23 protein-coding genes and 1 pseudogene are annotated in these 26291 nt (G+C 62.1%); 16 read left to right on the plus strand and 8 right to left on the minus strand.

The features are described from left to right. Window positions 1–132 precede the first annotated feature (132 nt). Window positions 133–504 carry a hypothetical protein gene (locus tag BLU35_RS12450; protein WP_093233226.1) on the plus strand — a complete coding sequence of 124 codons (372 nt, stop codon included), beginning with the start codon at window positions 133–135 and terminating at the stop codon, window positions 502–504. Between the two features lie 129 nt (window positions 505–633). Here the strand turns inward: BLU35_RS12450 and BLU35_RS12455 are convergent, their stop codons facing one another. The 3 genes from BLU35_RS12455 to BLU35_RS12465 form a co-directional block, all read right to left on the minus strand. After that, window positions 634–1044: a DUF983 domain-containing protein gene (locus BLU35_RS12455; protein ID WP_057249508.1), complete on the minus strand. Its 411-nt coding sequence runs from the start codon at window positions 1042–1044 to the stop codon at window positions 634–636. A 186-nt stretch (window positions 1045–1230) separates the two neighbouring features. Beyond that, window positions 1231–2628, minus strand: coding sequence for an aminotransferase-like domain-containing protein (locus BLU35_RS12460; RefSeq protein WP_093233227.1), 1398 nt, complete (start codon window positions 2626–2628; stop codon window positions 1231–1233). A gap of 113 nt (window positions 2629–2741) precedes the next feature. Next, a complete protein-coding gene (locus BLU35_RS12465) occupies window positions 2742–3362 on the minus strand; it encodes a LysE family translocator (RefSeq protein ID WP_093233228.1) in 621 nt (206 codons plus the stop codon). 126 nt (window positions 3363–3488) lie between these two features. Between BLU35_RS12465 and BLU35_RS12470 the strand changes: the two genes are divergently transcribed. The 3 genes from BLU35_RS12470 to BLU35_RS36835 all read left to right on the plus strand — a co-directional run bounded on the left by BLU35_RS12470 (window position 3489) and on the right by BLU35_RS36835 (window position 5540). Continuing rightward, entirely contained in the window at window positions 3489–4358 is an 870-nt protein-coding gene (locus BLU35_RS12470) for a LysR family transcriptional regulator (protein ID WP_286161517.1), read from the plus strand. Window positions 4359–4555: 197 nt separating this feature from the next. Continuing rightward, on the plus strand, window positions 4556–5302 hold the full coding sequence (locus BLU35_RS12475) for a pentapeptide repeat-containing protein (protein WP_093233293.1): 747 nt from the start codon (window positions 4556–4558) through the stop codon (window positions 5300–5302). Further along, a complete protein-coding gene (locus BLU35_RS36835; protein ID WP_502688151.1) occupies window positions 5298–5540 on the plus strand; it encodes a hypothetical protein in 243 nt (80 codons plus the stop codon). Before BLU35_RS12475 ends, BLU35_RS36835 begins: the two co-directional genes overlap by 5 nt. Here BLU35_RS36835 and BLU35_RS12480 read toward each other — a convergent pair. The 3 genes and pseudogenes from BLU35_RS12480 to BLU35_RS12490 all read right to left on the minus strand — a co-directional run. Continuing rightward, window positions 5532–5776, minus strand: a pseudogene (locus BLU35_RS12480) (HipA N-terminal domain-containing protein); the annotation flags it as partial. The gene BLU35_RS36835 and the pseudogene BLU35_RS12480 overlap by 9 nt on opposite strands. Continuing rightward, window positions 5773–6003, minus strand: a complete 231-nt coding sequence (locus BLU35_RS12485; RefSeq protein ID WP_093233230.1) for a helix-turn-helix transcriptional regulator — start codon at window positions 6001–6003, stop codon at window positions 5773–5775. The gene BLU35_RS12485 and the pseudogene BLU35_RS12480, both read right to left, overlap by 4 nt. A gap of 385 nt (window positions 6004–6388) precedes the next feature. Next, window positions 6389–6964, minus strand: coding sequence for a nucleoside 2-deoxyribosyltransferase (locus tag BLU35_RS12490; RefSeq protein ID WP_093233231.1), 576 nt, complete (start codon window positions 6962–6964; stop codon window positions 6389–6391). A gap of 216 nt (window positions 6965–7180) precedes the next feature. On the opposite strand from BLU35_RS12490, the gene BLU35_RS12495 reads away from it, so the two are divergent. Next, on the plus strand, window positions 7181–7621 hold the full coding sequence (locus tag BLU35_RS12495) for an acyl-CoA thioesterase (RefSeq protein WP_093233294.1): 441 nt from the start codon (window positions 7181–7183) through the stop codon (window positions 7619–7621). On the opposite strand, the gene BLU35_RS12500 is transcribed toward BLU35_RS12495, so the two are convergent. Next, window positions 7612–8568 (minus strand): LysR family transcriptional regulator, encoded by a 957-nt coding sequence (locus tag BLU35_RS12500; RefSeq protein ID WP_093233232.1) that lies wholly within the window; start codon window positions 8566–8568, stop codon window positions 7612–7614. The two genes, BLU35_RS12495 and BLU35_RS12500, sit on opposite strands and share 10 nt — an antisense overlap. A 142-nt stretch (window positions 8569–8710) precedes the next feature. On the opposite strand from BLU35_RS12500, the gene BLU35_RS12505 reads away from it, so the two are divergent. From BLU35_RS12505 to BLU35_RS12545, 9 genes are all read left to right on the plus strand, one after another. Next, window positions 8711–9493 carry an ABC transporter substrate-binding protein gene (locus BLU35_RS12505; RefSeq protein WP_057249525.1) on the plus strand — a complete coding sequence of 261 codons (783 nt, stop codon included), beginning with the start codon at window positions 8711–8713 and terminating at the stop codon, window positions 9491–9493. A gap of 77 nt (window positions 9494–9570) precedes the next feature. Next, on the plus strand, window positions 9571–10218 hold the full coding sequence (locus BLU35_RS12510; RefSeq protein WP_093233233.1) for an amino acid ABC transporter permease: 648 nt from the start codon (window positions 9571–9573) through the stop codon (window positions 10216–10218). Window positions 10219–10232: 14 nt separating this feature from the next. Continuing rightward, on the plus strand, window positions 10233–10892 hold the full coding sequence (locus BLU35_RS12515) for an amino acid ABC transporter permease (RefSeq protein ID WP_093233234.1): 660 nt from the start codon (window positions 10233–10235) through the stop codon (window positions 10890–10892). Beyond that, window positions 10889–11653 (plus strand): amino acid ABC transporter ATP-binding protein, encoded by a 765-nt coding sequence (locus BLU35_RS12520; protein WP_093233235.1) that lies wholly within the window; start codon window positions 10889–10891, stop codon window positions 11651–11653. Before BLU35_RS12515 ends, BLU35_RS12520 begins: the two co-directional genes overlap by 4 nt. A gap of 11 nt (window positions 11654–11664) precedes the next feature. Further along, the gene (locus tag BLU35_RS12525) at window positions 11665–13299 is read left to right on the plus strand and encodes a N,N-dimethylformamidase beta subunit family domain-containing protein (protein WP_093233295.1); all 1635 of its coding nucleotides are present in this window, start codon (window positions 11665–11667) and stop codon (window positions 13297–13299) included. A gap of 12 nt (window positions 13300–13311) precedes the next feature. Then, complete coding sequence (locus BLU35_RS12530) at window positions 13312–14679, plus strand: aminotransferase family protein (RefSeq protein WP_093233236.1); 1368 nt, start codon at window positions 13312–13314, stop codon at window positions 14677–14679. Window positions 14680–14689: 10 nt separating this feature from the next. Further along, the gene (kce, locus tag BLU35_RS12535; RefSeq protein ID WP_093233237.1) at window positions 14690–15634 is read left to right on the plus strand and encodes a 3,5-dioxohexanoate:acetyl-CoA acetone transferase; all 945 of its coding nucleotides are present in this window, start codon (window positions 14690–14692) and stop codon (window positions 15632–15634) included. Between the two features lie 50 nt (window positions 15635–15684). After that, window positions 15685–16191, plus strand: a complete 507-nt coding sequence (locus BLU35_RS12540) for a GNAT family N-acetyltransferase (RefSeq protein ID WP_286161509.1) — start codon at window positions 15685–15687, stop codon at window positions 16189–16191. 13 nt (window positions 16192–16204) lie between these two features. Further along, entirely contained in the window at window positions 16205–17230 is a 1026-nt protein-coding gene (locus BLU35_RS12545; protein WP_093233238.1) for a histone deacetylase family protein, read from the plus strand. A gap of 49 nt (window positions 17231–17279) precedes the next feature. On the opposite strand, the gene BLU35_RS12550 is transcribed toward BLU35_RS12545, so the two are convergent. Continuing rightward, window positions 17280–18308 (minus strand): LysR substrate-binding domain-containing protein, encoded by a 1029-nt coding sequence (locus BLU35_RS12550; RefSeq protein WP_286161510.1) that lies wholly within the window; start codon window positions 18306–18308, stop codon window positions 17280–17282. 186 nt (window positions 18309–18494) lie between these two features. Here BLU35_RS12550 and BLU35_RS12555 point away from each other — a divergent pair, with 186 nt between their 5' ends. Next, complete coding sequence (locus BLU35_RS12555) at window positions 18495–24434, plus strand: Ig-like domain-containing protein (protein WP_093233239.1); 5940 nt, start codon at window positions 18495–18497, stop codon at window positions 24432–24434. Between the two features lie 105 nt (window positions 24435–24539). Beyond that, window positions 24540–26291, plus strand: coding sequence for a type I secretion system permease/ATPase (locus BLU35_RS12560; RefSeq protein WP_093233240.1), 1752 nt, complete (start codon window positions 24540–24542; stop codon window positions 26289–26291).

Here is a 26291-nt window from a genome sequence, read left to right on the forward strand (position 1 = left end):
CTGCGCTGACGCTCCGGCGCGCTCCAGATGGTCGCGACTTGCTTGACGAAATAAAACCAATGATTGTACCTTCTCCGAGGGCTCAGGCCCGCAAGGTGAGCCGGCCTGCACGATCCGATCGGAGATATCGGCATGAATCGATGTGCATTCCTCATCGCCGCGGCAGTCATGTCGCTCTCGGATGCATCTTCATCTTTCGCAGCAAAGGCGACCACAGCAGTAACGGTCATTGCTTATTCTTGCGAACAAGGTCCGGTTACCATTGCCTATGCGAAGAAGAAGAGCGGTGAGGAGTCCGTGCTGGCGGAACTTGCGGACAAAACCGTCCGAATGTGGCGCCTCACCGACCGCTCCGAGGAGATGTATGTGTCTGCGCACGGTGACGGAGGCAGTTACCGTTGGCGGATTGGGGACGAGTTCGGCGCGTTGACTTGGCTAGGCCCCGAAGCGGATGCCAAGGAGAAGGTTCTGTTCGACCAGTGCCGCGCTGTATCGAGCAAATGATCGGCCTTCCCGGCGATGCGGGCGGACGGTATCTGTCGCCTGACAAGGCGCGCCGCCACCTGAAGATGGTCGCCGCGCTATCGGCGACCGGTATCCATGTTCTCGCAGTGAGGCGCGGTCTCGGCGGCACTACTGCGTTGTCGCGACCGGCGGATCCGCACTGCGCCTGACGACCTTGCCCTCCTCGGCCTTGTAGAAGAACTGGCTTGAGACGAGCCATCCCTTCAAGGGTCGAAGCGGTGGAATACATGTCAAAAGCATGAACGGGCCGGTGACCAGCAGATGCACCCAGAGCGGCGCGCTATACTGAACCTCGAGCCAGACGCCAAGAAGCACGCTTGGCACACAGGCAAAGCAGATGACGAAGAAGGCGGGGCCGTCCGCTGGGTCTGCGAACGAATAGTCGAGACCGCAGACTTCGCACTCCTTGCGCATCTTCAGGAACCCCTGGAAGAGGTGTCCTTGTCCGCAGCGCGGGCAACGGCCGCGCAGCCCCGTCTGCATGGGTGGGATGGGTGGCCATTCGTGATCCGAAGACATAGTTGTTCCTTTCAGGCGTCTTGTTCGGCCCATGCTGATGTTGCGCCGATGTTGCCTGGTATGCGGCCGGCCATTCCTAGGCGCCGCCTCAGGTCCAGAGGATTAAGCGCTCGAAAGCATACATTGTCAAATTATTGTATGCATACATTACTGCGACAATTTCGCCCGCCAGCAGCGCCGTTTCCCTTAGACCACGAGGCTGGATGCGGCGGGGGATTGGCCGAGGAGGTCAGCGATGGTCAACAGGCTGCGGCGCAGTTCTTCTTGTGTGGCTGCCGCGCCCAGCCCCAGGCGTACGGCTTCCGGGGCCGGGCCGACGGCAAAGGCGTCACTCGGAACGACCGCAATACCCGCCGCCTGCAGCCGCCCGCTGAACTCGCCGCGGGTCCAGGGCCGCGGCAGGCGCAACCAGACATGAAAGGCATGAGGGTCGCTCACGGCCGTACCTTTGGGAAGAACGTTTTCGGCTATCTTTTGCCGAGCGGCTGTTTCGGTGCGGATGGCGCGAAGGACGGCATCTGCCGTTCCATCCTCGATCCAGCGGGTCGCGATCGCGGCTGTGAGGGGCGAAGCCAGGCCGGCGGTTGCCCGGATGACGCCCTCAATCCGGACCGAGCTGCGGCTATCCGGCACGACGAGATAAGCGATGCGGAGCGCCGGCGAGAGGCATTTTGCCAGGCCCCCGATATAGTAGACAAGATCCGGCGCCAGCGCAGCAAGCGCGGGCGGCGGTGCCACCGGGAGGGCGCCATAAGCGTCATCTTCAATGATTGGGACGCCGTGTCGTCTGGCGATGGTGACGATTGCGTCTCGGCGCTCCAGCGAGAGCGTGACGGTCGTCGGGTTGTGAAGCGTCGGATTGCAGTAGAGGGCCTTTAATGTATGCGTCGAGCAAAGCTCCTCAAAGGCTTGCGGAATAAGGCCTTTGTCGTCGATGGCGACCCCCAGCAGCGTGATGCCGAGATGGGCGGCGAGCGCCCGAAGACCCGGGTAAGCAATCGCCTCGGCGCATATGGTGTCGCCCGCCTTGGCCAAACTGCTGAGCGCGGCAAGCAGCGCGCCTTGCGCGCCGGGGCAGACCAGCATGCGCCCGACTGGCACCTCGCCGAGGCGCGGTCTCAGCCAGGCGGCGCCGGCGGCTCTGTTGTGCAGTGTGCCGGCGGGCGCCTGGTAGCGCATCAGAAGGTCGAGCCCGTGCTCAGCCTGAAGTGCTGCCATGTCATCCCAAAGCCGCGCAGAAAGCGCGTGATCGTCAAACAACGGTGGCAGATTCATGCTCATGTCGACAATGCCACCGGTCGCCGGACGGGCGATATTGGCCCGCCGTGCCTTAACATAGGTGCCCTGGCCGACGCGGCCTTCCACGTGGCCACGGTGCCTCGCTTCGTTGTAAGCACGGCTAACGGTGGTGAAGTCGATCCCCAGCGCGTCTGCCAGCACGCGCTGGGGCGGCAGTCGCATCCCGTCCGCAAGCCGTCCATCGGCAATATCCGCGGCAATCGCATCCGCGATCGCGAGATAGAGAGGTCCATCAGCCTTGCGAATGGTGGGGCTCCACGAAATCTGCAAGCGTTCGTCGTTCATCGCTACAATATCCGGCCTTGATAATTGTATGGATATTGCATGCTTCCGCGTCCCAGGCAAGGCATGCGGCCGATAATGACAGGAGATAGGCGCCTGTCAGAGGTTCGCCGCAGCTAGGGTCTGGTGACACTCGTGGTTGCCAAGAGAAGGCCGAAACTCACCAACAAGGCGCCGAAGACGCGATCGATCCAATGCCGCAGTCGAAGAAGGCGAACACGCACGACACCGAACGAAAAGAACAAGGCCACCAAGGCGAACCAGACGATATGGGCGGCTGCGATGAAGCCGCCATAGCCGACTTGCAAAAGCAGCGGGGTCGTCGGTTCGACGGCCTGCATGAAGAGGCTGACGATAAAGACCGTCGATTTTGGATTGAGCGCATTGGTGAAAAACCCGGTGCGCAGGGTACCGAGATCGGAAAGCGCCGGAACGTCGAGCTTTTCCAGCGGGCCCGCAGGCTTGGCGCGTAACATCTTGAAACCGAGCCAGATCAGGTAGGCGGCACCGCCAAGCTTCAAGATGCTGAAGAGAAGGATCGATTGCCGGATTACAAGCCCGACACCCAGGATGGTATAGGCGACATGGACGCAGACACCTGCGCCGATCCCGAGCGCAGTCAAAACGCCGGCCCGTCGGGACAGCAAAAGACTGTTGCGCGTGACCATCGCGAAATCGGGGCCGGGGCTGATGACAGCCAAGATCGTAATGGTGACTACGGCTAACAGTTCCGTCATTGCATATCTCGCTTGTTCCGTCGATGTTGCAGAAGCAATAAGCGACAAACGGTGCGGCGACTAACGATGAATCCTGACGATATTGGTGAGCCTAGCTCACAGATTAACGCCTTTCGCCTGCCGCCCATGGCAGCGCTTCGCTGCTTCGAGGCGGCGGCGAGGCTCGAAAGCTTCAGCCGCGCTGCGGAGGCGTTGCATCTAACCCATGGCGCGATCAGCCGGGCAGTCCGTCTCGTGGAGGACGAGTTGGACGTGGCGCTGTTTGAAAGGCGGAGCCGGCGCGTCTTCCTGACGGACGCCGGCCGCAAGCTCGCAACTGCCGTGCGCGAGGGTTTTGCTCTCGTCGAGGCGGCCGTCCGGGAGATCAGAGAAGAGGCGAGGGTGCCTGCCCTCGTAGTTTCCTGCGAGCCGACGCTTCTGATGCGCTGGCTCATCCCGCGATTGCCGGATTTTCAAGGGCGGCACCCGGATGTCCCTGTACATCTCGTTGCCGGGGGTGGTCCGGTAACACTGGGGCGCGGCATCGATCTCGCTATCCGGCGAAACGATTTCGTGCAGACGGGCGCGGTCCATGCGACCCCGCTGTTTCGTGAACGCACCGGCCCGGTCTGCCGTGTCGACAAGGTTGCATCTTTTTTTGACCCGCTTGACGCACACCGCCTGCCGGAACTGCGCGCCGATGCGGTACTCCTCCAGTCGCGTAGCCGCCCGGACGCGTGGGAAACCTGGGCAAGGCTCGCCGATTGCCGCACGCTCGGGCGGCGCTCACAGAGTTTCGAGCATTTCTACATAAGCCTTCAGGCCGCAGTCGCCGGAATCGGTGTCGCGATCGGTCCTTGGCAACTTGTACGTGATGACATCGATAGCGGCATTCTCGCCGCACCCGCGGGATTTATCGAGGACGGAACGGTCTACCAACTGCTCGCACCAGCAGCCATTATCGAGGAGAGCCCCCACGCCAAACTGCGTGACTGGCTGTTGGAAGCCGCTATCTGAAACGAAGCGTTTTCAATTCTGTTATTTGCATAAAGGGCAACAACGTCATACGTTTACCAGCGAAGCACGCACAACCGGTGATGCCGATCATCCAAAGGATGTGTATGCCATCTGAAATGCAAACCATTCGACCCCGCGGGTCCCGGAGCGGCGCCATGACTATCCTCAAAACCGATCTCGACCACGGGTGCGGCGCGATGCGCCAGTCCACGGCGCTGCGCCGGAAAGCGCTGAAGGGGACGGCTCGCACGGTGAAAAATTTGCTGGCGCCGGCAATCACGGCTTGCTTTGTCGCCCTGGCGGCGCCGGCGGTCGGCCACGCCGCGAATTGCAAAGACTCGGCAGCACCCGGCGCGGATTGGACCGACTGCAACAAGAAAGCGCTCATGCTTGGCGGCAGCGATCTTCAGGGTGCCAATCTGGTCAACACTGATTTCACGTTGACGGATCTGCGGGGCGCGAACTTAACGGACGCCAACCTCGAGAAGGCAACGCTTGTGCGTTCATCCGTGGCGGGAGCCACTGCAAATGGTGCGAATTTCGCGAAAATAGAGGCCTATCGCTGCAACTTTGCAGGCGTCTCGGCCGAGAAGGCTTCCTTCGTCAATTCCGAACTGCAGCGCGCCAACTTCAGCGGCGCGCAGTTGACAGGCACCAGCTTTGAGAAGGCCGAACTCGGACGCGCCAATTTCGATAAGGCGGAACTGACGGGGACCCGCTTCTCGCACGCCAATCTTTCCCGTGCCGATTTCACCAATACGAGCTTCACCGGGCCGATCGACTTCAATGGTGCTTTCATGTTTCTGACGCGGATCGAGGGCGTCAACTTGTCCGAGGCAACAGGACTGGAACAGGAGCAGGTGGATATGACTTGCGGCGACAGTTCGACCAAATTGCCGGCAGGTCTGAGCACGCCGACAGGCTGGCCCTGCGCCTCCGATTAGGACTTTCGCTGCCCTCAGAACACTCGCGGGGTGCGTTCGACCTGAACTTCGGCGAAAGCTCTTAGCGATGACGGCGGGACGGCAGTTTCGCGACTCCGCCCCGCGCGTGCTTCGCGAAATCGACCGGGTCCGCGACGAAAGCGGCACACCTGAAAACGAGCCACTGCATCTCGATCTGGCTTCTGGAAAGTTGTGGCTTATGATTTGTGCCCGACCTACGTGGAAGACAGACGCCTAATGCTTGCGCTGCAACCAGACGCTGGCTTTCTTCGGGCAGCAGGCCGCCAAAAAATGGTCTGCATTCACGACGGGAAAATGCTCCGGGCGCTTCGGGAGGGAGGCTGAAAGCGGAAGTAAGCTTTCATCATCAAGCCAAGCTTCAGCGTAGGCGAAGCCGATATCGCCGTGCCGATCCTGGGTGAATTGCCCGACAATTCGACTGTCCCACCAGACGTTGAGAACCCTTGTCATCATTGTCTGCGTTCACCAGGAAACAGAATGTCGATCGAACAGCCGAGCGTTTGCAGAACCTGCAACACTTTTCCTATCTGTGCTGTCGGCTTGCCGGCCTCGAGATCGACAATGAACCGGAGCCCGACGCCAGCAACGCCGGCGAGTTCGTCCTGCCGCAAGTTTTGCTCCTTGCGTGCGCTTCGGACCAGGGCGCCGATATCAGATGGAGTTTTAACCCGTTTTGCCATCACTATTTTCCCGATCGGGAAAATCGCAGCATTTTGGGTGCTCTGTCGAGATTAATTTTCCCGAACGGGAAAATTAACGCGGCCCATGATGTCTCCCGCAGATAATTTCCCGATCGGTAAACTCTATAGAAGGTTGGCTCGGCGCTGCCAATCGATCGATGCGGTTGAGCGGCGCTTCTGGCGATCGAGTCCGGTTTCATGTCAAGCAAAGAAATCGGCGCGATCGCCTCCTTAAAAGAAGCGAGAACTGCTTCAGACATACAATTTGCGAGAGCGGCCGGCCGCAACGAGATCAGAGATATAAGTTTCGGCGACCCGGCCGTCACGGTCGATGATTTCTTCGAATTCGGCAGGCCCTCGCCGGACGACAGGACCAACCGTAACTCTACGCCAGGTGCCGCTTTGCGGCGATGGCCAGGCATTCCTTGAAAGCCTCGAGGTCGGTAAAGCGATCGGCCTCAGGCACTTCGCGTTTGATCAGCGCCCCCTCGCGGCGAAGGATGCCACCATCCAGCATCAGGTTGTCGGCCATGTCGAAATCTTCGATGCTGAGGCCGTCGGCACCTGCCATGCGTCCGTCGGGGCGCAGGGCAGCTTTGCCTTTGTAATGATCATTCAGGATACGTTCGTAGTAGCTGCGCGAAGTGTTGGTATAGGCATAGACATGCTTGCCACGGCCGCACATGAAGCCGAGCTCGAACACCGTGCCGACGTCGGCGCTGATGCCGCGAAACGGCGTCAGGTTGGCGATGATCATATCCGAGGCGAGCATCATGCCCTCGTCCACCGCATAGATCGCAAGGCCACGTTCATGCTTGGTGGGGGCCGGAGGGATTTCGAGATCGCCTGGCACCAGAGGCGTGAAGCCGGCCGCGCGTGCCAGCGCCGCCTTCTCCTTCTGGATCTCGACCGCATTGGACAGAAAAACTTCCGGGCCAGCGAGATAGACTTTCACGCTCATTCCTCCTCACGTCGCAAGCGGCCAATCTAGGAGAGCGACGCAGCCGCGCCTAGCTGCCGACCAAAACAAGCGCGCTTACCCACGGATTTTTCTCACCTTTTCTCAAACCAATGTAGACGCGGCCGCCGATGTGACGTTGTTCCGGATCACCATGGACAGAAGCGCCGGGCGTCCGCTATGTCTGGCAACCGATCCTACGCAACGATCGAGGCACCCATGTCCATCCAAGCTTTGACAACCTATGTCGGCGTCGCTCACCCCTGGATGTGCGACACGATGGGACACATGAATGTGCGCCACTACGCCGCAATGTTCGACGATGCGAGCTTCCAGCTTCTCGGCCACATCGCCGGCGTGGAGACGGAATCGGGCAGGGGGTGGGCGGACGTGCGCTCCGAGGTCGAGTACAAACACGAAACAAAGGCTGGCACGCTGATCACCATCCGGTCGCGCGTCATCAAGCTCGGCCGCTCGTCGGTTACCTTCGAGCAGATCATGTCCGGTACGCTCGACGGCGTCGTGCATGCGGTCAGCAGGACCACGACCGTACGCTTCGATCTTGAGGGACGCGCGGCAATTGCGTTAGAGCCAGACGCGCGGGCGCGCGCCGAGGCGCTCTTGTCGAGCAACGAGCCTGCACGCGCAGATCAGGCATAGACGCGTTCTTCAACCGGCGTTTCTGCGATCAGCGTCTGCAAACCGGCGATCAGCGCCTTCTCGGCCCGGTTGATCGCTTTCTCCGGGTTCGTCAGCATGAAGATGTCGATGGCGGGCGGATTGTCATAGGGTGGCAGGCGCCACAGGAGCCCGTCCGCCACATCGCGGCGGGCGACATGCAGCGGCAGCGAGCCGACGCCGAGACCGGCGAGCGTCATCCGGCGTACCTCTTCGAGACTTGACGAAACGCCGACGACATTGGCGTTGAGCTTGGCTTCGCTGCGAAGCAGCGCCACAGGCCGAAGCGCGTCGGCGATATGGTCGGTATGGAAGGAAACTGACGTCTCGCCTTTGAGGTCGGCAAGCTTCAATCCGTCCCGACCGAACAGCCGGTGGTGTGGGCCGCAGAAAAAGCCGAAAAACTCCCGGAAGACCATCAGATAGTCGAGCGCCGGATCCCGCACGCTGACGAGGCAAAGACCGAAGGAGGCACGCTTCTCCCGGACCTGGCGCGTCACCTCGCCGCTTGGGCCGACGTTGATCGTCAGCGTCGCCCGCGGATAGCTGCGGTGAAACTCCATCAGCGCGCGGTCGAAGATCGGTGAGACCACGTGGCTTGCGACCGCGATCGTGACATGGCCGGTGACGTCGTCACTGACGCCGCGCACGAGTTGCGGCAGCTGCGAGATCGTGCCGAAGACTTCCACGCTCTGCTCATAAAGCAACTGTCCGACTTCTGTGAGATCGAAACGCGTCGCGTCACGTTCGACGAGGCGGCGTCCAACGCGGTCTTCCAGCCGTCGAAGCGCGTTGCTGACGCTCGGTTGCTTGAGGTTCAGCCGCTCGGCCGCGCGCGTGATGCTCTTCACCTCGGCAATCACCACGAAGGTGCGCAGAAGGTTCCAGTCGAGCTCCCAGACGAGCCGTTCCAATCGCGGTGATGCCATTCCTGAAATCTATGCCTTCTATTTCCATTATCTATTTGCGCAATGCTGAAGCAGAAGCAATCATGAAATTCGGAAGGCGCCCCTTGCCAATCCCAAGCGCACAAGAAGGCGCGCCCCAATCCAGAGGAACAAGGAACATTTCATGAAGACCCTATTCTCCGGCCTCCTGGCCGCGACGCTCACCATTGCTGCGACTTTTTCCGCCGTATCGGCTCGTGCTGACGACCTTGAGAACGTCAAGTCTGCTGGCGAACTGAAGATCGCCATGTCGGGCCAGTACCCGCCCTTCAATTTCGTCAATGAAGAGAACCAGGTCGTCGGCTTTGATGCCTCGATCGGTCAGGCGATTGCCGAGCGCGTCGGCGTCAAGGGCACGCTGGTAACGACCGCCTGGGACGGCATCATCGCCGGCCTGCTTGCCAACAAATACGACACCATCGTCGGCTCGATGACGATTACCCCGGAGCGGGAGAAGGTCGTCGACTTCGTCGGCCCCTATTACCATGCCGGCCGCGCCGTCTTCGTCAGCGAAGCATCTGGTGTCCAGAAACTCGACGAACTCAAGGGCAAGACGCTTGGCGTAACGCTCGGCGAAACCCATGAGAAATGGGCGCGCGAGCAGGGCGGTTGGGATGTCCGCACCTACAAGGGTCTGCCGGAACTGCTGATGGAACTGAAGAGCGGCCGCGTCGATGCGATCGTCGTCGACAACATCCCGGTGATGGTTGCCGTCAAGGAGACCGGCGAGAAGGTCCGCCGTCTCGAAACGCCTGATATCGAAGGCGGCAGCGTCGCGATCGGTATCGCCATCCGCAAGAACAATCCGGAACTGAAGGCGGCGATGCAGAAGGCACTTGAGGACATGCTGGCAGACGGCTCCTACGAGAAGATCGCGATGCAATGGGTCGGCAGCGACATCCGCTGATCCCCTACGCTTCCGTCTCTCCGGCCGCCGCACGAGCTGCGGCCGGAGATCATGAGTTTGCCTTCCGGAGTTTCCCCATGGACGTTTCGCTGGTGCAGCGCGTCTTCCCGTTTTTCGTGGAAGCGGCGTGGATCACGATCGAGATCTCGGTACTTGCGCTTGCGCTCGGCCTCGTCGTTGCGTTCCTGATATCGACCGCAAAGATGTCGCGCTCGTTCCTTTTGCGCGCCTTCGGCACCGCCTATGTCAGCCTGTTTCGCGGCACGCCCTGCCTCATCCAGCTTTTCGTGCTCTACTTCGGTGGCCCGCAGATCGGTATCAATCTGGAGCCCTTCGCTGCCGGCGTCATCGGCCTCGGTCTCAATATCGGCGCCTACATGGCAGAATCCATCCGCGGCGCCATCCTGTCGGTAGACCGCGGCCAGACGGAAGCCGCCCGTTCGATCGGCTTCAGCCGGTTCCAGACCATGCGCAAGGTCGTGCTACCGCAAGCAGCGCGTCTCATGATCCGCCCGCTCGGCGTCAATGCAGTGGCGCTCGTCAAGGGATCGGCGCTGGTCTCGACGATCTCCGTGGTCGAACTCACCTACACGGCGCAGCGCTATATCGGTTCGACCTACAAGCCGTTCGAGATCTTCGGCGTGGCCGCCGTGCTCTACATGCTCATCGTCTATGTCGTCGCGCGGATCGTCGATCTGCTTGATCGACGCTACGCCATAGCCTGAGGGGGACACGCCATATGCAAGGTCTCGATTTCAGCGTCGTTCCACCCTATGCCGATATCCTCTGGATCGGTGTCTGGTGGACGGTCGTTCTGACCATTTCCGCCGCCGCGATCAGCTTCGTCTTCGGCATCGTTTTCGCCCTCGTCGTGCTCTACGCGCCGAAATCGGTCGCCCTGCCGGTGCGCGGTTTCATGTGGCTGTTCATGGGCACGCCGCTGCTCCTGCAGCTGTTCCTGATCTATTACGGGCTCGGGCAACTGGGCCTCAAGATCCCCGCCTTGATCGCCGGCATCATCGGCCTCGGTCTGCACTTTGCCGTCTACAATGCCGATATCCTTCGTGCAGGCATCGTGGCCGTCGACGCCGGCCAGACGGAAGGTGCGCGCAGCCTCGGCTTCGGCCGCATGCAGACGTTGCGCTACTTCATCGTGCCGCAGGCGATCCGCAACACCATACCTGCCATGGGCAACAACCTGATCGTGCTCCTGAAGGAATCCTCGCTCGTCTCGATCATCGGCATTGCCGAACTGGTGCACGCAGCACAGCTCGCGATCAGCGAGACATTCCGGCCGTTCGAATTCTACATCACGGTTGCCGCCCTCTATTACATCATCAATCTCGTCCTCGAAGCGGGTCTGCGCCAGGTCGAAAAGAACGTGGAGGTCTCCCGATGACCGCTCAGAAACCCATGGTCGAAGTCAAGGGCGCCCGCAAAAATTACGGCGCGCTGGAGGTCCTGAAGGGCATCGACCTCTCCGTTGCCCGGGGACAGATCGTCGCGATCATCGGCCCGAGCGGGTCGGGCAAGAGCACGCTCTTGAGATCGATCAACCACCTGGAGACGCTGAATGGCGGCGAGGTCTGGCTCGATGGCGTAAAGGTCGACCAGAACCTGAAAGGCCAATCCTTCGAACGGCACATCAATGCCGTGCGCCAGCAAATGGGCATGGTGTTCCAGCACTTCAATCTGTTCCCACATCTGACAGTGCTACAGAACATCACCATGGGCCCGATCATCCTGAAGGGCATGGGCAAGGCTGCGGCGCGTGAACTCGCCATCGAGCTTTTGTCGAAGGTGGGGCTCAAGGACAAGGTCGACGCCTTTCCGTCGCGGCTTTCCGGTGGTCAGAAGCAGCGCGTCGCGATTGCCCGGGCGCTCGCCATGCAGCCCAAGGTGATGCTCTTCGACGAGGCCACCTCGGCGCTCGACCCGGAACTGGTCGACGAGGTGAACGCCGTCATGAAACAGCTCGCTGCCGAGCACATGACCATGCTGATCGTCACCCACGAGATGCGCTTTGCCGGCGAGGTCGCCGATCGCGTGCTCTTCATGGACGGCGGTGTCGTCATCGAGCAAGGGGCGCCCAGCGAAATCTTCCGCCAGCCGACGCAGGAGCGCACCCGGGCGTTCCTCAAGAAATACCTGGCAGCGTGATGGGTGCCACGATGGACAAAAGCAATCAGTATCCCGACTTCGGCCTGACGCCGGAACAGCGCCGCGAGGCGGTGCTCGGTCACTATTACGAATATCCCGGCATGGACGGTGAGCGCGGCGAGATCTGGTGCTACACCGACCGCTATGCCTATCCGTCCGGTGCCACCGCGCGGCTACAAGTGAGTTCGACAGCTTCACGGTTCTCGCTTGAAATTACGCGCGATGGAGCGATGGAGACGACGGTTTTCAAGCGCGACGCGCTCGATGCGCGCTTGCAGGAAACGCCGGACCAATGTTCGGTCATCGGCTGTGGCTGGGAAACAAGCTTCGAATTCAAGATTGCCGAAGACTGGCCGTCCGGCGCCTATCGCATCACCTTGAGGGCCGAGGGCAGGGACGGCGCGCCGATCCATTGCCACCATCTGTTCATTGTTCGGCCGCTCGCTGGCCGCAAGCCGGGCCGGGTGCTGCAGGTGGCGGCCACCGGCTCCTGGACCTCGTATAACACCTGGGGCGGGTCGAACCACTACCAGGGGATCACCGGCCCCAACCGCGATCAGTATGCGACGACCGTCAGCATCGAACGTCCGTTCTGCCGTGGCTTCGTCGTGCTGCCCCCGGATGCTCCACGGGTGCCCTTGGAAATCTATGCGCCGATGGCGGTTGCCCCGCGCTATCCGCACATGGAATGGGCCTATGCCAACGGCTATTCCAAGAAATATGCCTCGTCCGGCTGGGCGAGCTATGACAGCCACTTCTTCCGCTGGGCGGAACGTCAAGGTTATGCCGTCGATCTCGCCAGCCAGCACGAGCTTCATTTCAACCCGGAGATCCTCGACGGCTACGATTGCGTCGTCTTCGTCGGCCATGACGAATACTGGACCTGGGAAATGCGCGATGCGGTCGACAACTATGTCGAACGCGGCGGAAAGGCGGCGCGCTTTGCCGGCAACTTCATGTGGCAGACGCGGCTGGAAGACGGCGGCAAGCGGCAGGTTTGCTACAAGTACCGATCACGAGCAGAAGACCCCGCCTATCGCTCGGCAGATCCGACGCGAACCAGCGGCTCCTGGGAAGCAGCCGAGATCGGTCGGCCGGGGGCGGCGACATTCGGGCTCAATGCCACGCGTGGTCTTTATGTCGGTTGGGGCGGCTGCGCTCCGCGTGGCGCACGTGGCTTTCCGGTCTATCGGCCGGAGCATTGGGCCTTCTCCGGAACGGGTATCTACTACGGTGATATCCTCGGCGCGGAAGGCCATGCGTTTGGTTACGAGGTTGATGGCCTCGACTATATTATCCGTAACGGCCTGCCGGAGCCGACGGAGGACAGCGGCGCGCCGGACGGGCTCGAAATCCTCGCGCTCGGCATGTCGTCGCTGAAGGAAGAAAGCGCCGACATCCCCGCAGACGACCAATTCCTTTCGGATGCCGACGCGAAATTCGTCGCCGAAACGCTGATCGGCGACACTGCCCCTGCGGCCGTCGAACGCGTCAAGCGCGGCTGCGGCATGATCATAAACTTCCCGCGCGGCAAGGGCGAGGTGTTCCACGCCGGCAGCTGCGAATGGGTGGCGGCCCTCAAGCGCGGTGATGCGATGGTCGAGCGCGTCACCGCCAATGTTCTCAATCACTATCTCACTCGCTGACAGAGATTTGCCATGCTCAAGACGACAGCTTCCAACGAACGACATGCCTCGCATCTCTTCTACCAGTCGCGCCTGCGTCGGCCGCTGGTCGATCGGGCCGAAGGCATCTATCTCTGGGACCAGGACGGACGCCGGGTAATCGACGGCTCAAGCGGCGCCATGGTGGTCAATATCGGTCACGGCAACCGCAATGTGCTCGATGCCATGAAGAGCCAGATGGACCGCGTCACCTTCGCCTATCGGCTGCACTTCGAAAACGAGCCGGCCGAAGATCTGGCCCGCCGCGCGGCGGAAAAGCTGCCCGAGGGCATGGACAAGATCTTCTTCGTTTCCGGTGGCTCGGAAGCAGTCGAATCCTGCCTCAAGCTCGCGCGGCAATGGGCGGTTGCCACCGGTCAGAAGGACCGCTGGAAGGTGATCTCGCGCTTTCCGTCCTACCATGGCGGCACACTCGGCGCCCTGGCGGTGACCGGTTACGCCGCGCTTTCCGAACCTTTCTCGCCAATGATGCGCGAAATGCCGAAGGTGCCGGCGCCGACCGCCTATCTCGATCGGGACAACCTGACGATGGAGCAGCGCGGCATCAAATATGCCGACATGCTGGAGGAGCAGATCCAGGCGGAAGGCCCGCAGAGCGTGCTCGCTTTCATCATGGAGCCGATCGGCGGCGCTTCCACCGGCGCGCTCGTGGCACCCGACAGTTACTATCCGCGCATTCGCGAGATCTGCGACAAGTACGGCATCCTACTGATCCATGACGAGGTGATGAGTGGTGCTGGCCGCACCGGAAAATTCCTCGGCGGCGACCACTGGAATTGCCGCCCGGATCTGATCGCCCTGTCGAAGGGCTTTGCTTCGGGCTACTGCCCCCTTGGCGCCATGGCCGCACCGTCGCGGATCGTTCAGCCGGTGCTCGACGCCGGTGGGTTTCAGCACGGCTTCACCTATGCAGGAAATCCGCTCGCCTGTGCCGCTGGTCTCGCCGTTCTCGACGAAATCGATCGGCTTGGCCTGATCGATAATGCCGCCGTCATGGGCGAGGCGCTGAAGGCTGAACTCTTGGCGCTTTCCAACCGCTTCCCCTTCATTGGCGACGTGCGCGGCAAGGGACTGCTGCTGGCGGCCGAGTTCGTCTCCGATCGCGAAACCATGAAACCGTTGCCGAAGGAACTCAACGCGCACCAGCGCATGGTCGATCTCGCCTATGAGCGCGGCCTGATCATCTATTCACGGCGTACGCGCGGCGGTGTGGAGGGCGACCATTTCCTCGTCTGCCCGCCGATGATCATCACCCGTGAGCAGATCGGCGAGATCGTCGCCATCCTTGGCGACGTACTCGAAGTGCTCGCCGAAGAACTCAACCTTCCCGTCAACCGCTGAGGGCTTGACCATGACGAAGTCCAAAACATCGCGCAGAGTGATCATCACCTGCGCGGTGACGGGATCGGTGCATACGCCGACCATGTCGCCTTACCTGCCGATCACGCCTGACCAGATCGCCTCTGAGGCGATCGCGGCGGCCGAAGCCGGTGCCTCAATCCTGCATCTGCATGCGCGAAACCCTGAGGATGGCCGCCCGTCGGCCGATCCGGCGCTGTTCATGCAGTTCCTGCCACGCATCAAGCAGTCGACCGATGCGGTAATAAACATCTCCACCGGCGGTTCGTCGCTGATGGCGCTGGAAGATCGGCTTGCGGCTTCGCTGCAAGCCGAACCGGAAATGTGTTCGCTGAACATGGGCTCGATGAACTTCGCTTTGTTTCCGGCCCTCGACAAGCCGACGGAGTGGAAGCACGAATGGGAACCGCAGCTTCTGGAAGCAACACGCAGTTCGATTTTCAAGAACACCTTCGCCGACATGGAACTCATCCTGACACGGCTCGGCCAGGGCTGCGGCACGCGCTTCGAGTTCGAGTGTTATGATGTCGGCCACCTCTATTCGCTGGCGCATTTCCGCGATCGCGGCCTGGTGTCCGGGCACCTCTTCATCCAGTTCGTCTTCGGCGTGCTTGGAGGCATTGGCGCCGACCCTGAGAACCTGACGCACATGAAACGCATCGCCGACAAGCTCTTCGGTGACGACTACAGCTTCTCGGTACTGGCCGCCGGCCGCCATCAGATGCCGATGATCACCATGGCCGCCGCCATGGGCGGAAACGTCCGCGTTGGTCTCGAAGACAGCCTCTACAACGGGCGCGGGACGCTTGCGGTAAGCAATGCCGAGCAGGTTCATCGCATTCGCACGGTTCTGGAGGCATTGTCGCTTGAGGTTGCCACGCCAGCCGAGGCACGCGACCTTCTGGGACTGAAGGGTGGAAACAACGTCGCGTTCTAGTGGCACTCAGGGCGCCACAGCGCGAGCCATGGAATGAGGGAAGATACGCGATGACGAAAGTGGATGATGCCTTGGATGTGACGATCCGCGCCGGACGGCCGGAGGAAGCCGAGGCGATGCATCGGGCGATCCTTGCCATGGGGCGCGGACTTGGCATGGAAACCAAGATCACGAGCACGGCCGAGGATTTTCGCCGATGCGGTTTCGGGTCTGAGGCCGCCTTCGGCAGCTTCGTCGCGGAAGTCGGCGGAGAATTGGTCGGCCTTTGCCTCTATTTTCCGATCTTTTCCACCTGGCGCGGCCGGCCCGGCGTTTTCGTCCAGGACCTCTATGTCGACGAACGCCTGCGCGGGCAGGGCGTCGGCGAGCGGCTGCTGCGCGAAGCAGCAAGCTGGTCGAAGGCAAGGGGCGGCGACTATCTGCGCCTCGCAGTCGACGCCGAAAATTTAGCCGCCCAGCGTTTCTACGAACGGCTCGGCATCACCTGGCAGAAAGCAGATCGCGAACATGCCGCCTATGGCGACGCCTTCCGGGCGCTTGCCGACGAAAACGATTGAGGACGGAGACGAGATGAAAGCCTTCTATGCAGCCGAACAGAAGCGCCACAACCCAAAGGCCTTTCTGTCGAGTGGCGCACCGCAGCCCAATCCGGAGCAGCCGGAACGGGTCGAGCGCCTGCTCACCGGTGCCCGAGCCGCCGGCTGCGAAATCCTGCGCCCGCGCGACCAAGGGCTCGGCCCGATCGCCGCGGTGCACACGCCAGAATATCTCGACTTCCTCGAGCATATCTATGCGCGCTGGCAGCGCATTGCCGAGGCTTCGGAGGAGGTTATCCCGAACATTCATCCGCTAGTTCGTAACGGTCGCTACCCGGCGTCCGCCGTTGGCCAGGCCGGCTACCACATGGCCGATACCGCGTGTCCGATCTCGGGCGAAACCTGGGAGAGCGTGTGCTGGAGCGCCTGGAGCGCTGTTGATGCCGCCGATGCGGTCATGGCGGGCGACCGGGCGGCCTATGCGCTCTGCCGGCCGCCGGGCCACCATGCCTTTGCCGACGTCGCCGGCGGCTTCTGCTTCGTCAACAATTCGGCGGTCGCCGCGCAGCGCTTCCTTTCAAGTTCCGCCCGCGTGGTGATCCTCGACATCGATCTGCACCATGGCAACGGCACGCAAGGCATCTTCTACCAGCGCGCCGATGTGCTCACGATCTCGATCCATGCAGACCCGGTACGTTTCTACCCGTTCTTCTGGGGCCATGCGGACGAGCGCGGCGAGGGGCCGGGCCTTGGCTACAACCTCAACCTGCCGCTCGAACGCAAATCCGGCGATGCAGAGTTTCTCGCCGCGCTCGACGTCGCCTTCCGCCGCATCCGCGCTTACGCGCCGGACGCGCTGGTTGTCGCGCTCGGCCTGGATGCCTTCGAAGGCGATCCTTTCGGGGGTCTCTCGGTCTCTACGCCGGGCTTTGCCCGGATTGGTGAGGCGATCGCGGGCCTCGGCCTTCCGACCGCGATCGTGCAGGAAGGCGGTTATCTCTGCGATGCGTTGTCGGACAACTTGACGTCCTTCCTCACCGGCTTTGGCGGGGCGGCATAGCGCTCGAGCAATTCCGGGAAATCGCGCGATCCAAGTGCGCTGACCGTCACTATTGTGTGGTCGGCCGGGTCGTTTTGCGATCGCGCGTGTCGGGAAAAGCGCCCGGCAGCGGCGTCGCGAAGACCGCCTCGCTGTCGTCCGGCCGCAATCGGCCCGCTTCATCGATAAATCCGCGGATCAGCGGCAGGTGCCGGCGCTCGGCAAGGCAGATGGCATATTCGTCGATGAGTTCGCGGGCGTCGTCGATCGGCACGTAGGCGAGACGGGCATCGTGGCCGAATTCGAGGTCGGCGACGACGCCGCAGCCGACACCGTTGGCGATCGCTTCGCGCACCCCTTCGCGCGACGAGATCTCGACGATCTGCTGCACGGTGGTGCCGTGTTCGGCGAGGTTCCTTTCGAAGATCTCGCGTGTGCGTGACCCCCTTTCACGCATGACGAAGGACATGCCCTCCAGCTCCCTCATCTTCACGCCGTCGCGCTCGGCAAGCGGATGGCCGACGGGTACGCATAGCCCGATCCGCATGCTGAGGAAATGAACACCATAAAGGCGCGGATCGTCAGGAGTCTGCGCGGTGATCGCAACATCGGCCCGGTAGTCGAGGATCTGGTCGATGACGCGGGCGGAATTGTCGACCGCGAGCGAGAAGGTCAGTTTCGGCCGGTCGACTTTTAGCCGCGACAGGATCGGCAAAGCCAGGATCGGGCCGTCGGCCGCGACGCGCAAATGCCCGCCATTCGAGCCCGCTTCGCCGCGAAGGAATGCATTCGCCTCCTTCTCGGCCGTGAACAGGCGCGAGGTGATTTCGAACAGGCGCTCGCCGTCGGCACTGAGGCTGACACCGCGTGGCTTCCGCTCAAAGAGGTTGAGACCGCAATGGGCCTCGAGTTCGCGGACATGGGACGAGAGGGTGGACTGGCTGATCGCCATGTCGCGCGCGGCCTGAGAAAACCCGCCGGATTGCGCGACGATATGAAAGGCTCTCAACTGAGTGATCGACATATGGTCCGTTCTGCCGCCTGTGATTGCCGCCACCTGGCGGCGCCGCACATCATTGTCGGCAAAGCTGACAGTCACGTGACATCCGCTCATGTTTTGCACGCTGATCAGGATGGCCCACGGACAAAACCGATGGCAGGCATGGGAAAACGCTATGGCCGTTTTACGCTTTGTTAAGCAACTGTCATCTGGCCGGTAAGCGACCTCGCTAACGGTGACGCACGGCCCAGAGCCGATCCCGTTCACCTTAGAGAGAAAGCCGACATGACTTCCTCCCCCAACTCGCTTGCAACGCCAATCCAATCGTCTTCCGATTGGCTTCTGAACATCCCGCGCCTGTCGCAACAGCAGGGTATCCTGGTATCGCCGGGCGGCACCGGCACGGTCTCGTCCTATAGCCTCGTCTATGACGTCTACTTCCCATCCGCAGGTTCCAGCGGCTGGATCCCCTTCCTGCAGACCGATGCGACCAACGCATCGGACGGCGACATCTTCGGCAAGGTCGGCGGGGACAGCTTCGGCCTCGGCATCAACAGCGACTATCGCGGCGCTGCCAAGCTCGATGCCTGGAACCGCATCGGCCTGACGATCGAAAAGGACGCCAGCGGCGGCGTCTCGATGAAGAAGTATATCAATGGCGAGTTCGCGGCCGAACAGAAGATGACCGGCTCGCTCGCCGCCCGCTTCACCATCGACAAGGCCAAGGGCTTCCTGATCTTTGCCGACGACGACGGCGAAACCTCCTCGGGCTATCTCAGCAACTTCCTGTTCATCGAAAAGGTCTTGAGCGGTGACGAGCTCTCCGCCCTCGGCAAGGCCAAGCCCGAAGGCATCGTTCCGGACGCATTGAAGCCCGACGCGTTGCTGTCGAACGGCACGGAATTCCGTTTTGGTGAAGGCTCGACGACGCCGACCTTCGGCCAGGGCAGCCTCAGCGGCAAGGGCACCACGGTGACCACCACGACCCCGGCAACTGCCGGCATCCCGGCTGTCGGCCAGGATACGACGACGCCGAACCCGGGTTCGGTCACCAAGACCCTCGCCATCAAGGACATGATGGTGACACCGGACGCCGGCGACGTGACGATCGATCTGTCGCAGCATTTCTCCGGTGAAAACCTGACTTACACTGTGCAGAACACCAAGGGCGAAGTGCTGAAGGCGGTTCTCGTCGACGGCAACAAGCTGGTGCTCGACTTCGCCGCCCTCGGCCATTCCGACATCCGCGTCACCGCGACCGATGCTGCCGGCAACGCGGTGATCGACGACTTCCGCGTCCGCGTCGCCGGTGCGAACGCCTATACGATCGCGGTTTTCCCGGACACCCAGGACTACACCTCGAACGACGGGCTCAAGCATTTCTTCGGCGACATGACCCAATGGCTAGTCGACAACCGCCAGGGCCACAACATCGTCTTCATGACGCATGTCGGCGACATCACCCAGAACAACCTCTCGGGTCAGTGGGATATCGCCGAGGCAGCGCTTCGCAAGCTCGATGGCAAGATCCCCTATGCGCTTCTGCCGGGCAATCACGACCAGGCGAACGGCGGCAGCGCTGCCGACCATACGTCGATCTATCTCGACCAGCGCTTCTCGCCGGACAAGCAGAAGGCCACCAACCCAGGAACGTTCGGCGGCGCCTATGACCAGGAGCTGATGAGCGCCCGCAACACCTACAGTACCTTCACTGCCCCGGACGGCACCAAGTGGCTGTCGATCTCGCTCGAATTCGGCCCGCGCGACGACGTGATCCGCTGGGCCGGAGATGTGATCGAGGCCCATCCCGACTACCGCGTGATGCTCGCGACCCATTCGCTGACGAGCTATGCAGGCCGCCAGGACAATCTGGCCCTGCCGCTCTACGACGAAGGTGCCGGCTACGACTACGGCATGCGCACCGACCAGCGCGGCGCCAACGACGGCGAGTATGTTTCGCGCGAACTGCTTTCCCGTTACCCCAACATCGTGATGACCTTCTCCGGTCACATCTTCGGCGATGGCGCTGAAACCGACATCAGCTACAACCAGTATGGCGAGCCGGTCTTCCAGTTCCTGGTCAACTACCAGAACGGCGTCTCGCGCGAGATCACCGGCAACGGCAATGAGGCGAAGGGAAACAATGGCGGCAACGGCGCGATCCGCCTGATCACCATCGACCCGGACAACAACCGCGTCTCGACCGAGACCTACTTCACCGGCTTCGACGACTATCTTGACGGTTTCCGCTCCAAGCCGGAACTCGATCGCGACGGCCTGACCGGCTATTACCGGGGCCATCAGGAAGTCTTCGAAAACATCGACGTCAGCGGCGGCAAGGCGCGCGCAATGGCGGAAGCGGGCGACGACATCCTCGCTGATGCCGCAACCGGCGCATCCTCGGCGAACGTTTCGCTGTCCGGCGCGAAGTCGCTGCTGCCGGCGAACGTCAAGAGCTGGGTCTGGACGGATGAAAACGGCGACGTCGTCGCCGAAGGCAAGGAAGCCAAGGCCGATCTTGCGCTTGGCAAGCACAAGCTGACGCTGACCACCACCGACGTCAATGGCGTCAAGACCAGTGACACGGTTGACGTAATTGTGCGCGGCGACCGGACGCTTCTGGTCGAAACCTTCAACGACGGCAATGCCAATGGCTGGGCGACCGAGATCGGTGCTGCCAACGGCAACACCGGCAACTTTCTCCTGAAGGGCACCGTCTTCTCCCGGCCGACTGGCACGGCAGGCCTCGCCGCCCCGGAGGCAGCGCTCTTCGACCAGAGCGATGCGGCCCGCAACAAGTTCGTCTTCATCGGCGAAGGCTCGGCCAGCTGGAAGGACTACGTTTTCGAGGCGTCGCTGACGCAGCTCGACAACGACACGATCGGCGTTCTCTTCTACTATAAGGACACCAACAACCACTACCGCTTCACCCTCGACGGCGAAACCAACCGCCGCCAGTTGGTGAAGGTCGCAAACGGCGTCGAGACGATCATCGCCTCTGTCAACGAGGGCTCGCCCTACAATATGGAAATCCCGCTGACCGTTGGCGTGACCGGCAATGCGATCAACGTCTTCCTCGGCGACAGGAACGTCTTCGCCGGTCCAGTCGTCGATGCGACCCAGCCGCTGCAGGGCGGCACCGTCGGTCTCTATTCCAGTGGCCAGCGCACCTCCGTCTTCGACGATATCGTCGTCACTAAGGCCGACACCACCGCCAAGGCCGGCATCGACCAGCGGACCTATGACATCGACGGCGACGGCAAGGCTTCGGTCGTGCTCGACGCTTCCGGCTCCTTCGGTCCGAAGCAGCTCGCCGACTATGTCTGGACCGACCTCGCCGGCAATGTTGTCGCCACCGGCAAGACGGCCAACGTCAATCTCGACGCGGGTGTCAACAAGCTCCTGCTCAAGGTGACTGCTGTGGATGGTTCGGTCTCGACCGACCGCATCGACGTCACCGTCGTCGACCGCACGAAGATCCTCGTTTCCGAGGACTTCTCGAACGCTAACGCTCTCTCTCGCTTCAACATCATCGATGAGGGTGAGTTCGGCGGCATCGGCCCGAACGGCAAGTCGTCGGAATGGCTGGTGAACAATGGCAAGCTCATTCAGACGACCGACCTGCAGAGCCGTGAGCTCACCTGGTCGGGTGCCACCGCTGCCGACTACTGGAAGCGCGGCTGGAGCCCGCTCGGCGACGGCGTCAACGTGCTGCGTCTCGGCACCTATGCGCTGTTCAAGGATCCTGCGGCCCTTGCCTGGACCGACTATGCGGTCGAGGCGACGATCCAGACGCCGGACAAGGACGGCCTCGGCTTCCTGTTCCGCTACAAGGACAACAAAAACTACTACAAACTCGAACTCGATGCTGACGGCATTCTTGACCGCAACCCGGGCAACGGCGCCGGCAGCATCTTCAACCTCATTCGGATGAAGAACGGAGTTGAGGAAATCCTCGCACAGGTTCCGGGCAAGTACGAACCGGGCCAAGCGATGAAGCTTCGGGTCGAAGTCGTCGGTGACAAAATCACCGCGTTCCTCAATGACGAGGCGCTGTTTGCCTATCCGGTCGGCGACCGCGGCCTCGATGCCGGCACCTTCGGCCTTTATTCCTGGGGCAATGCCGGTCTTACCTTCGACAACCTCACGGTCGTCGATCTGAAGTCGGGTCTCGAAGGCGGCCAGATCGTCAACGGCACCAATGCCCGTGACGTGCTCGCCGGTACCGATGCTGATGAGACGATCTATGGTCTCGGCGGCAACGACACGCTGCTCGGCAATGGTGGCAACGACCGTCTCGACGGTGGCGATGGCGACGATACGCTGCTTGGCGGCGCCGGGCGTGACGCGCTCGTCGGCGGCAAGGGTTCCGACGTCCTGATGGGCGGCGACGACGCCGACATGATCGCCGGTGGTCTCGGCGACGACGTCATCGAAGGTGGAGCCGGCAACGACGTGCTGATCGGCGGCGACGGTTCCGACACCTATGTTTACGGACGCGGTGAAGGCTCGGACGAAATTGTGGAAACGGCGACGATGCCAGGCGATCGGGACGTTCTCGTCCTGCACGACATCGCCCGCGGCGAAGCCGTGCTGCACAAATACGGTGAAGCCGTCGAGGTCGAGTTCGCCAATGGCGAAAAGCTGACCCTGAAGGGCCAGCTTGCAGGCGGTGGCGTCGAGCTCGTGACCTTTGCCGACGGCACGGTCTTGAACCGTGCGGCGATCGCTAATGGCCTTGTCAACCGCGGCCCGGTCGCTTTGGCCGACACGCTGGCTCCCGTTGACGAGGATGCGGCATCGTTCCTCGTCCCGTTCTCGAGCCTTATCGGCAACGACACCGATGCGGATCTCGACAGCCTGACGGTGACCGGCGTCACCTCGGTCGCTGGCGGTACGGCCGTCCTCGTTGAGGGGGGCATCCGCTTCACGCCTGCCGGCAACTTCAACGGCGAGGCTTCGTTCCGCTACCAGATCTCCGACGGTCGCGGTGGTTCGAGCGAGGCGGGTGCGTCCTTCACGGTCAAGCCGGTCAACGATGCCCCGACGGCATCGCCGGTCGCGGTCGAGACCAATGAGGACATGCCGGTCAACGGCCAGATCGTCGCTGCGGATGTGGACGGCGATGCGTTGAGCTATGCGGTCAAGGCTGGTGCCGGGCCTGCCAACGGCCAGGTGCAGCTCGACGTCGCAACCGGTACCTGGACTTATCGTCCGAACGCCAATGTCAACGGTTCCGACAGCTTCACGGTCGTCGTGTCCGACGGCAAGGGCGGCAGCACCGAGAGCACGGTCAGCGTCACGGTGAAGCCGGTCAATGACGCACCGGTTGCTGTTGTCGATACCGGAGTGGTCGCCGAAAACGAGACCGGGAGCTTCGATCTCGTTGCCAACGACACCGACATCGAGGGCGATCGCCTGACGCTCGTCGGGTTCGCGGTCACGGCGGTTGCCGGCATCGCTCTGACGAACGCTCAAGCCGCTGCTGCCTTCTCCATCGTTGACGGCAAGCTGGTCGCCGACCCGTCCTCGGCCTTCGTGGCTCTCGAAGACGAGCAGAACGCGCTCGTCACCGTCACCTACACCGTGCGTGACGCTCAAGGGGGAGAGTCGTCCGGTACGGCGACGATCCGGGTCGATGGCTACACCGAGTACAATGTCGTCGAAGGCTCCGATGGCAACGACACACTGGTCGCCACCGACCGCAAGGACATGATCGAGGCCGGCAACGGCAACGACACGGTGCTTGCCGGTGAAGGTAACGACATGGTCGACGCCGGTGCTGGCAACGACCGGGTTGTGGCGGGTGACGGCAATGACGTCGTCGAGGGGGGCGCCGGAAACGACGTGCTGATGGGCGGCGCCGGCAACGATGCGCTGAACGGCAGCGCCGGCAATGACCAGCTGAACGGCGGTACCGGCAACGATACCCTCAACGGCGGCACGGGTAATGACGTGCTGACGGGCGGTGCGGGCAACGACACCTTCGTCTTCGCTGCTGGCGATGGCCGCGATGTCGTGCTCGACTTTGATGCCGGTGCTCAAGGCGGCGACGTGGTCGTGCTCTCCAAGGACCTCTTTGCCGACTACCAGGCACTGATGTCCTCGGGCGCCGTCACCGACGGTGAGAACGGCGCACACATCGCGCTTAACGACGGCTCGTCTATCACCTTCAACGGCGTCAAGACGGAGAACTTCGTCATCGACGATTTCCGCTTCGCCTGATGAAAGACGAGGGGCGGGCACCGTGCTCGCCCCTCTCACCCACATCCCTGTCATTTCCCTGTGATGGCTGACTGCTACCGCCGCGATCTCAACGGACCACGGACCATGCACAACCTTTCTTCGACCCGAAATGCCAATCAATTCAAAGGTGTCTTTGCCGGATGCATGCACGCCTTCGTCGGCATCGGCCTGCTCAGCGCCGTCGTCAACATCCTCTATCTCACGGGCTCTCTGTTCATGATGGAGGTCTATGACCGGGTGCTGCCGAGCCGAAGCCTGCCGACGCTTGCGGCTCTGCTTGCCATCGTCGCGGTCCTCTATGCCTTCCAAGGGCTCTTCGATGCCCTGCGCGGGCGTCTCCTGGTGCGCATTGCCGATCGTCTCGATCTGGCAATTTCGCCACGCGTCTACGATGCGATCCTCGGCCTGCAGCTTCAAGCGCCGATGATCGCACGATATGCCCAGCCGTTGCGCGATCTCGACACCATCCGCTCTTTTCTCTCCGGCAGCGGCCCGACGGCGCTCTTCGATCTGCCCTGGCTGCCGTTCTACATTGCCATCTGCTTCGCCTTCCATTTCTGGCTCGGAGTCACGGCACTCGGCGGGGCAATCGTGCTTGCAGCCATCACGCTGCTGACCGAGCTTGTCTCCAAACGACCCGTCGAGGAAGCCGCCAAGCATTCTTCCAAGCGCAGCCGCATGGCCGAAAGTGCGCGGCGGAACGCGGACGTGATCTCGGTTCTCGGGATGGCGCCGCATCTGCGTCGCCGCTGGCAGGACGAAAACCGCGCCTTTACCCGCGAGCAACGCCGAGCAAGCGATATCGCCTCCGGTTTCAGCGTTTTCAGCAAGGTGCTGCGCATGCTGCTGCAGTCCGGCATTCTCGCCGTCGGCGCCTGGCTGGTGATCAACCAACAGGCGACGCCCGGCATCATCATCGCCGGCTCGATACTCTCGGCGCGCGCCCTTGCCCCGGTCGATCTCGCTATCGCCAACTGGAAAGGCTTCATCGCTGCTCGCCAGAGCCGGGTGCGTCTGCAGAAGACGCTGTCATTGCTGCCGGAAACGGCGGGCCGCATGGACCTGCCAGCGCCGAAGGCGATGCTTTCCGTCGAGCGCATCACGGCGGTTCCCCCGGAAACCAGTGAAACCGTACTTCAGGACATCGTGTTCTCGCTGGAAGCCGGAACCGGCCTCGGTGTTATCGGCGCCAGTGGTTCGGGCAAGAGTTCGCTGGCGCGCATTCTGGTCGGCATCTGGAAGCCGGCGCGTGGCGCCATCCGGCTCGATGGCGCCACGCCCGATCAATGGCCGGTCGCTGCCCTTGCCCGCCATATCGGCTACATGCCGCAGGCGATCGAGCTGCTTGACGGCACGATCGCCGAGAACATTGCTTCCTTCGAGCCCGACGCTCAAGCCGAGGATGTGATCGCAGCAGCGCGTGCGGCGCGGGTTCACGACCTGATCGTCAGCCTGCCGGATGGTTATTCGACGGAAGTCGGCGAAAATGGCCGCGCGCTTTCCGCCGGCCAGAAACAGCGCATCGCACTGGCGCGGGCGCTCTATCGCGATCCGTTCCTTGTCATTCTCGACGAGCCGAACTCCAATCTCGATTCCGAAGGGGAGGAGGCGCTGACCGCGGCAATCCTCGGTATCCGGGAGCGCGGCGGCATCGCCATCGTCATCGCCCATCGCCCGAGCGCGCTGATTGCGGTCGACAAGGTGCTGATGCTGGCCGCCGGCAAACAGCAGGCCTTCGGGCCGAAGGATGAGGTTCTCTCGAAGGTCTTGAGGCAGGCGCCGGGCAATCCTGGTGCGCTCAAGGTCGTGCAAACAGTAGAAGCAGCAAAGGCATGA

The organism is Sinorhizobium sp. NFACC03, assembly GCF_900103435.1.
Taxonomy (GTDB): Bacteria; Pseudomonadota; Alphaproteobacteria; order Rhizobiales; family Rhizobiaceae; genus Ensifer.

Excerpts from the sequence above, each read along its gene's own strand:
- BLU35_RS12450 (WP_093233226.1), top strand. The coding sequence starts at position 133 with ATGAATCGATGTGCATTCCTCATCGCCGCGGCAGTCATGTCGCTCTCG.
- BLU35_RS12455 (WP_057249508.1), bottom strand. The coding sequence starts at position 1,044 with ATGTCTTCGGATCACGAATGGCCACCCATCCCACCCATGCAGACGGGG.
- BLU35_RS12460 (WP_093233227.1), bottom strand. The coding sequence starts at position 2,628 with ATGAACGACGAACGCTTGCAGATTTCGTGGAGCCCCACCATTCGCAAG.
- BLU35_RS12465 (WP_093233228.1), bottom strand. The coding sequence starts at position 3,362 with ATGACGGAACTGTTAGCCGTAGTCACCATTACGATCTTGGCTGTCATC.
- BLU35_RS12470 (WP_286161517.1), top strand. The coding sequence starts at position 3,489 with ATGGCAGCGCTTCGCTGCTTCGAGGCGGCGGCGAGGCTCGAAAGCTTC.
- BLU35_RS12475 (WP_093233293.1), top strand. The coding sequence starts at position 4,556 with ATGCGCCAGTCCACGGCGCTGCGCCGGAAAGCGCTGAAGGGGACGGCT.
- BLU35_RS12485 (WP_093233230.1), bottom strand. The coding sequence starts at position 6,003 with ATGGCAAAACGGGTTAAAACTCCATCTGATATCGGCGCCCTGGTCCGA.
- BLU35_RS12490 (WP_093233231.1), bottom strand. The coding sequence starts at position 6,964 with ATGAGCGTGAAAGTCTATCTCGCTGGCCCGGAAGTTTTTCTGTCCAAT.
- BLU35_RS12495 (WP_093233294.1), top strand. The coding sequence starts at position 7,181 with ATGTCCATCCAAGCTTTGACAACCTATGTCGGCGTCGCTCACCCCTGG.
- BLU35_RS12500 (WP_093233232.1), bottom strand. The coding sequence starts at position 8,568 with ATGGCATCACCGCGATTGGAACGGCTCGTCTGGGAGCTCGACTGGAAC.
- BLU35_RS12505 (WP_057249525.1), top strand. The coding sequence starts at position 8,711 with ATGAAGACCCTATTCTCCGGCCTCCTGGCCGCGACGCTCACCATTGCT.
- BLU35_RS12510 (WP_093233233.1), top strand. The coding sequence starts at position 9,571 with ATGGACGTTTCGCTGGTGCAGCGCGTCTTCCCGTTTTTCGTGGAAGCG.
- BLU35_RS12515 (WP_093233234.1), top strand. The coding sequence starts at position 10,233 with ATGCAAGGTCTCGATTTCAGCGTCGTTCCACCCTATGCCGATATCCTC.
- BLU35_RS12520 (WP_093233235.1), top strand. The coding sequence starts at position 10,889 with ATGACCGCTCAGAAACCCATGGTCGAAGTCAAGGGCGCCCGCAAAAAT.
- BLU35_RS12525 (WP_093233295.1), top strand. The coding sequence starts at position 11,665 with ATGGACAAAAGCAATCAGTATCCCGACTTCGGCCTGACGCCGGAACAG.
- BLU35_RS12530 (WP_093233236.1), top strand. The coding sequence starts at position 13,312 with ATGCTCAAGACGACAGCTTCCAACGAACGACATGCCTCGCATCTCTTC.
- kce (WP_093233237.1), top strand. The coding sequence starts at position 14,690 with ATGACGAAGTCCAAAACATCGCGCAGAGTGATCATCACCTGCGCGGTG.
- BLU35_RS12540 (WP_286161509.1), top strand. The coding sequence starts at position 15,685 with ATGACGAAAGTGGATGATGCCTTGGATGTGACGATCCGCGCCGGACGG.
- BLU35_RS12545 (WP_093233238.1), top strand. The coding sequence starts at position 16,205 with ATGAAAGCCTTCTATGCAGCCGAACAGAAGCGCCACAACCCAAAGGCC.
- BLU35_RS12555 (WP_093233239.1), top strand. The coding sequence starts at position 18,495 with ATGACTTCCTCCCCCAACTCGCTTGCAACGCCAATCCAATCGTCTTCC.
- BLU35_RS12560 (WP_093233240.1), top strand. The coding sequence starts at position 24,540 with ATGCACAACCTTTCTTCGACCCGAAATGCCAATCAATTCAAAGGTGTC.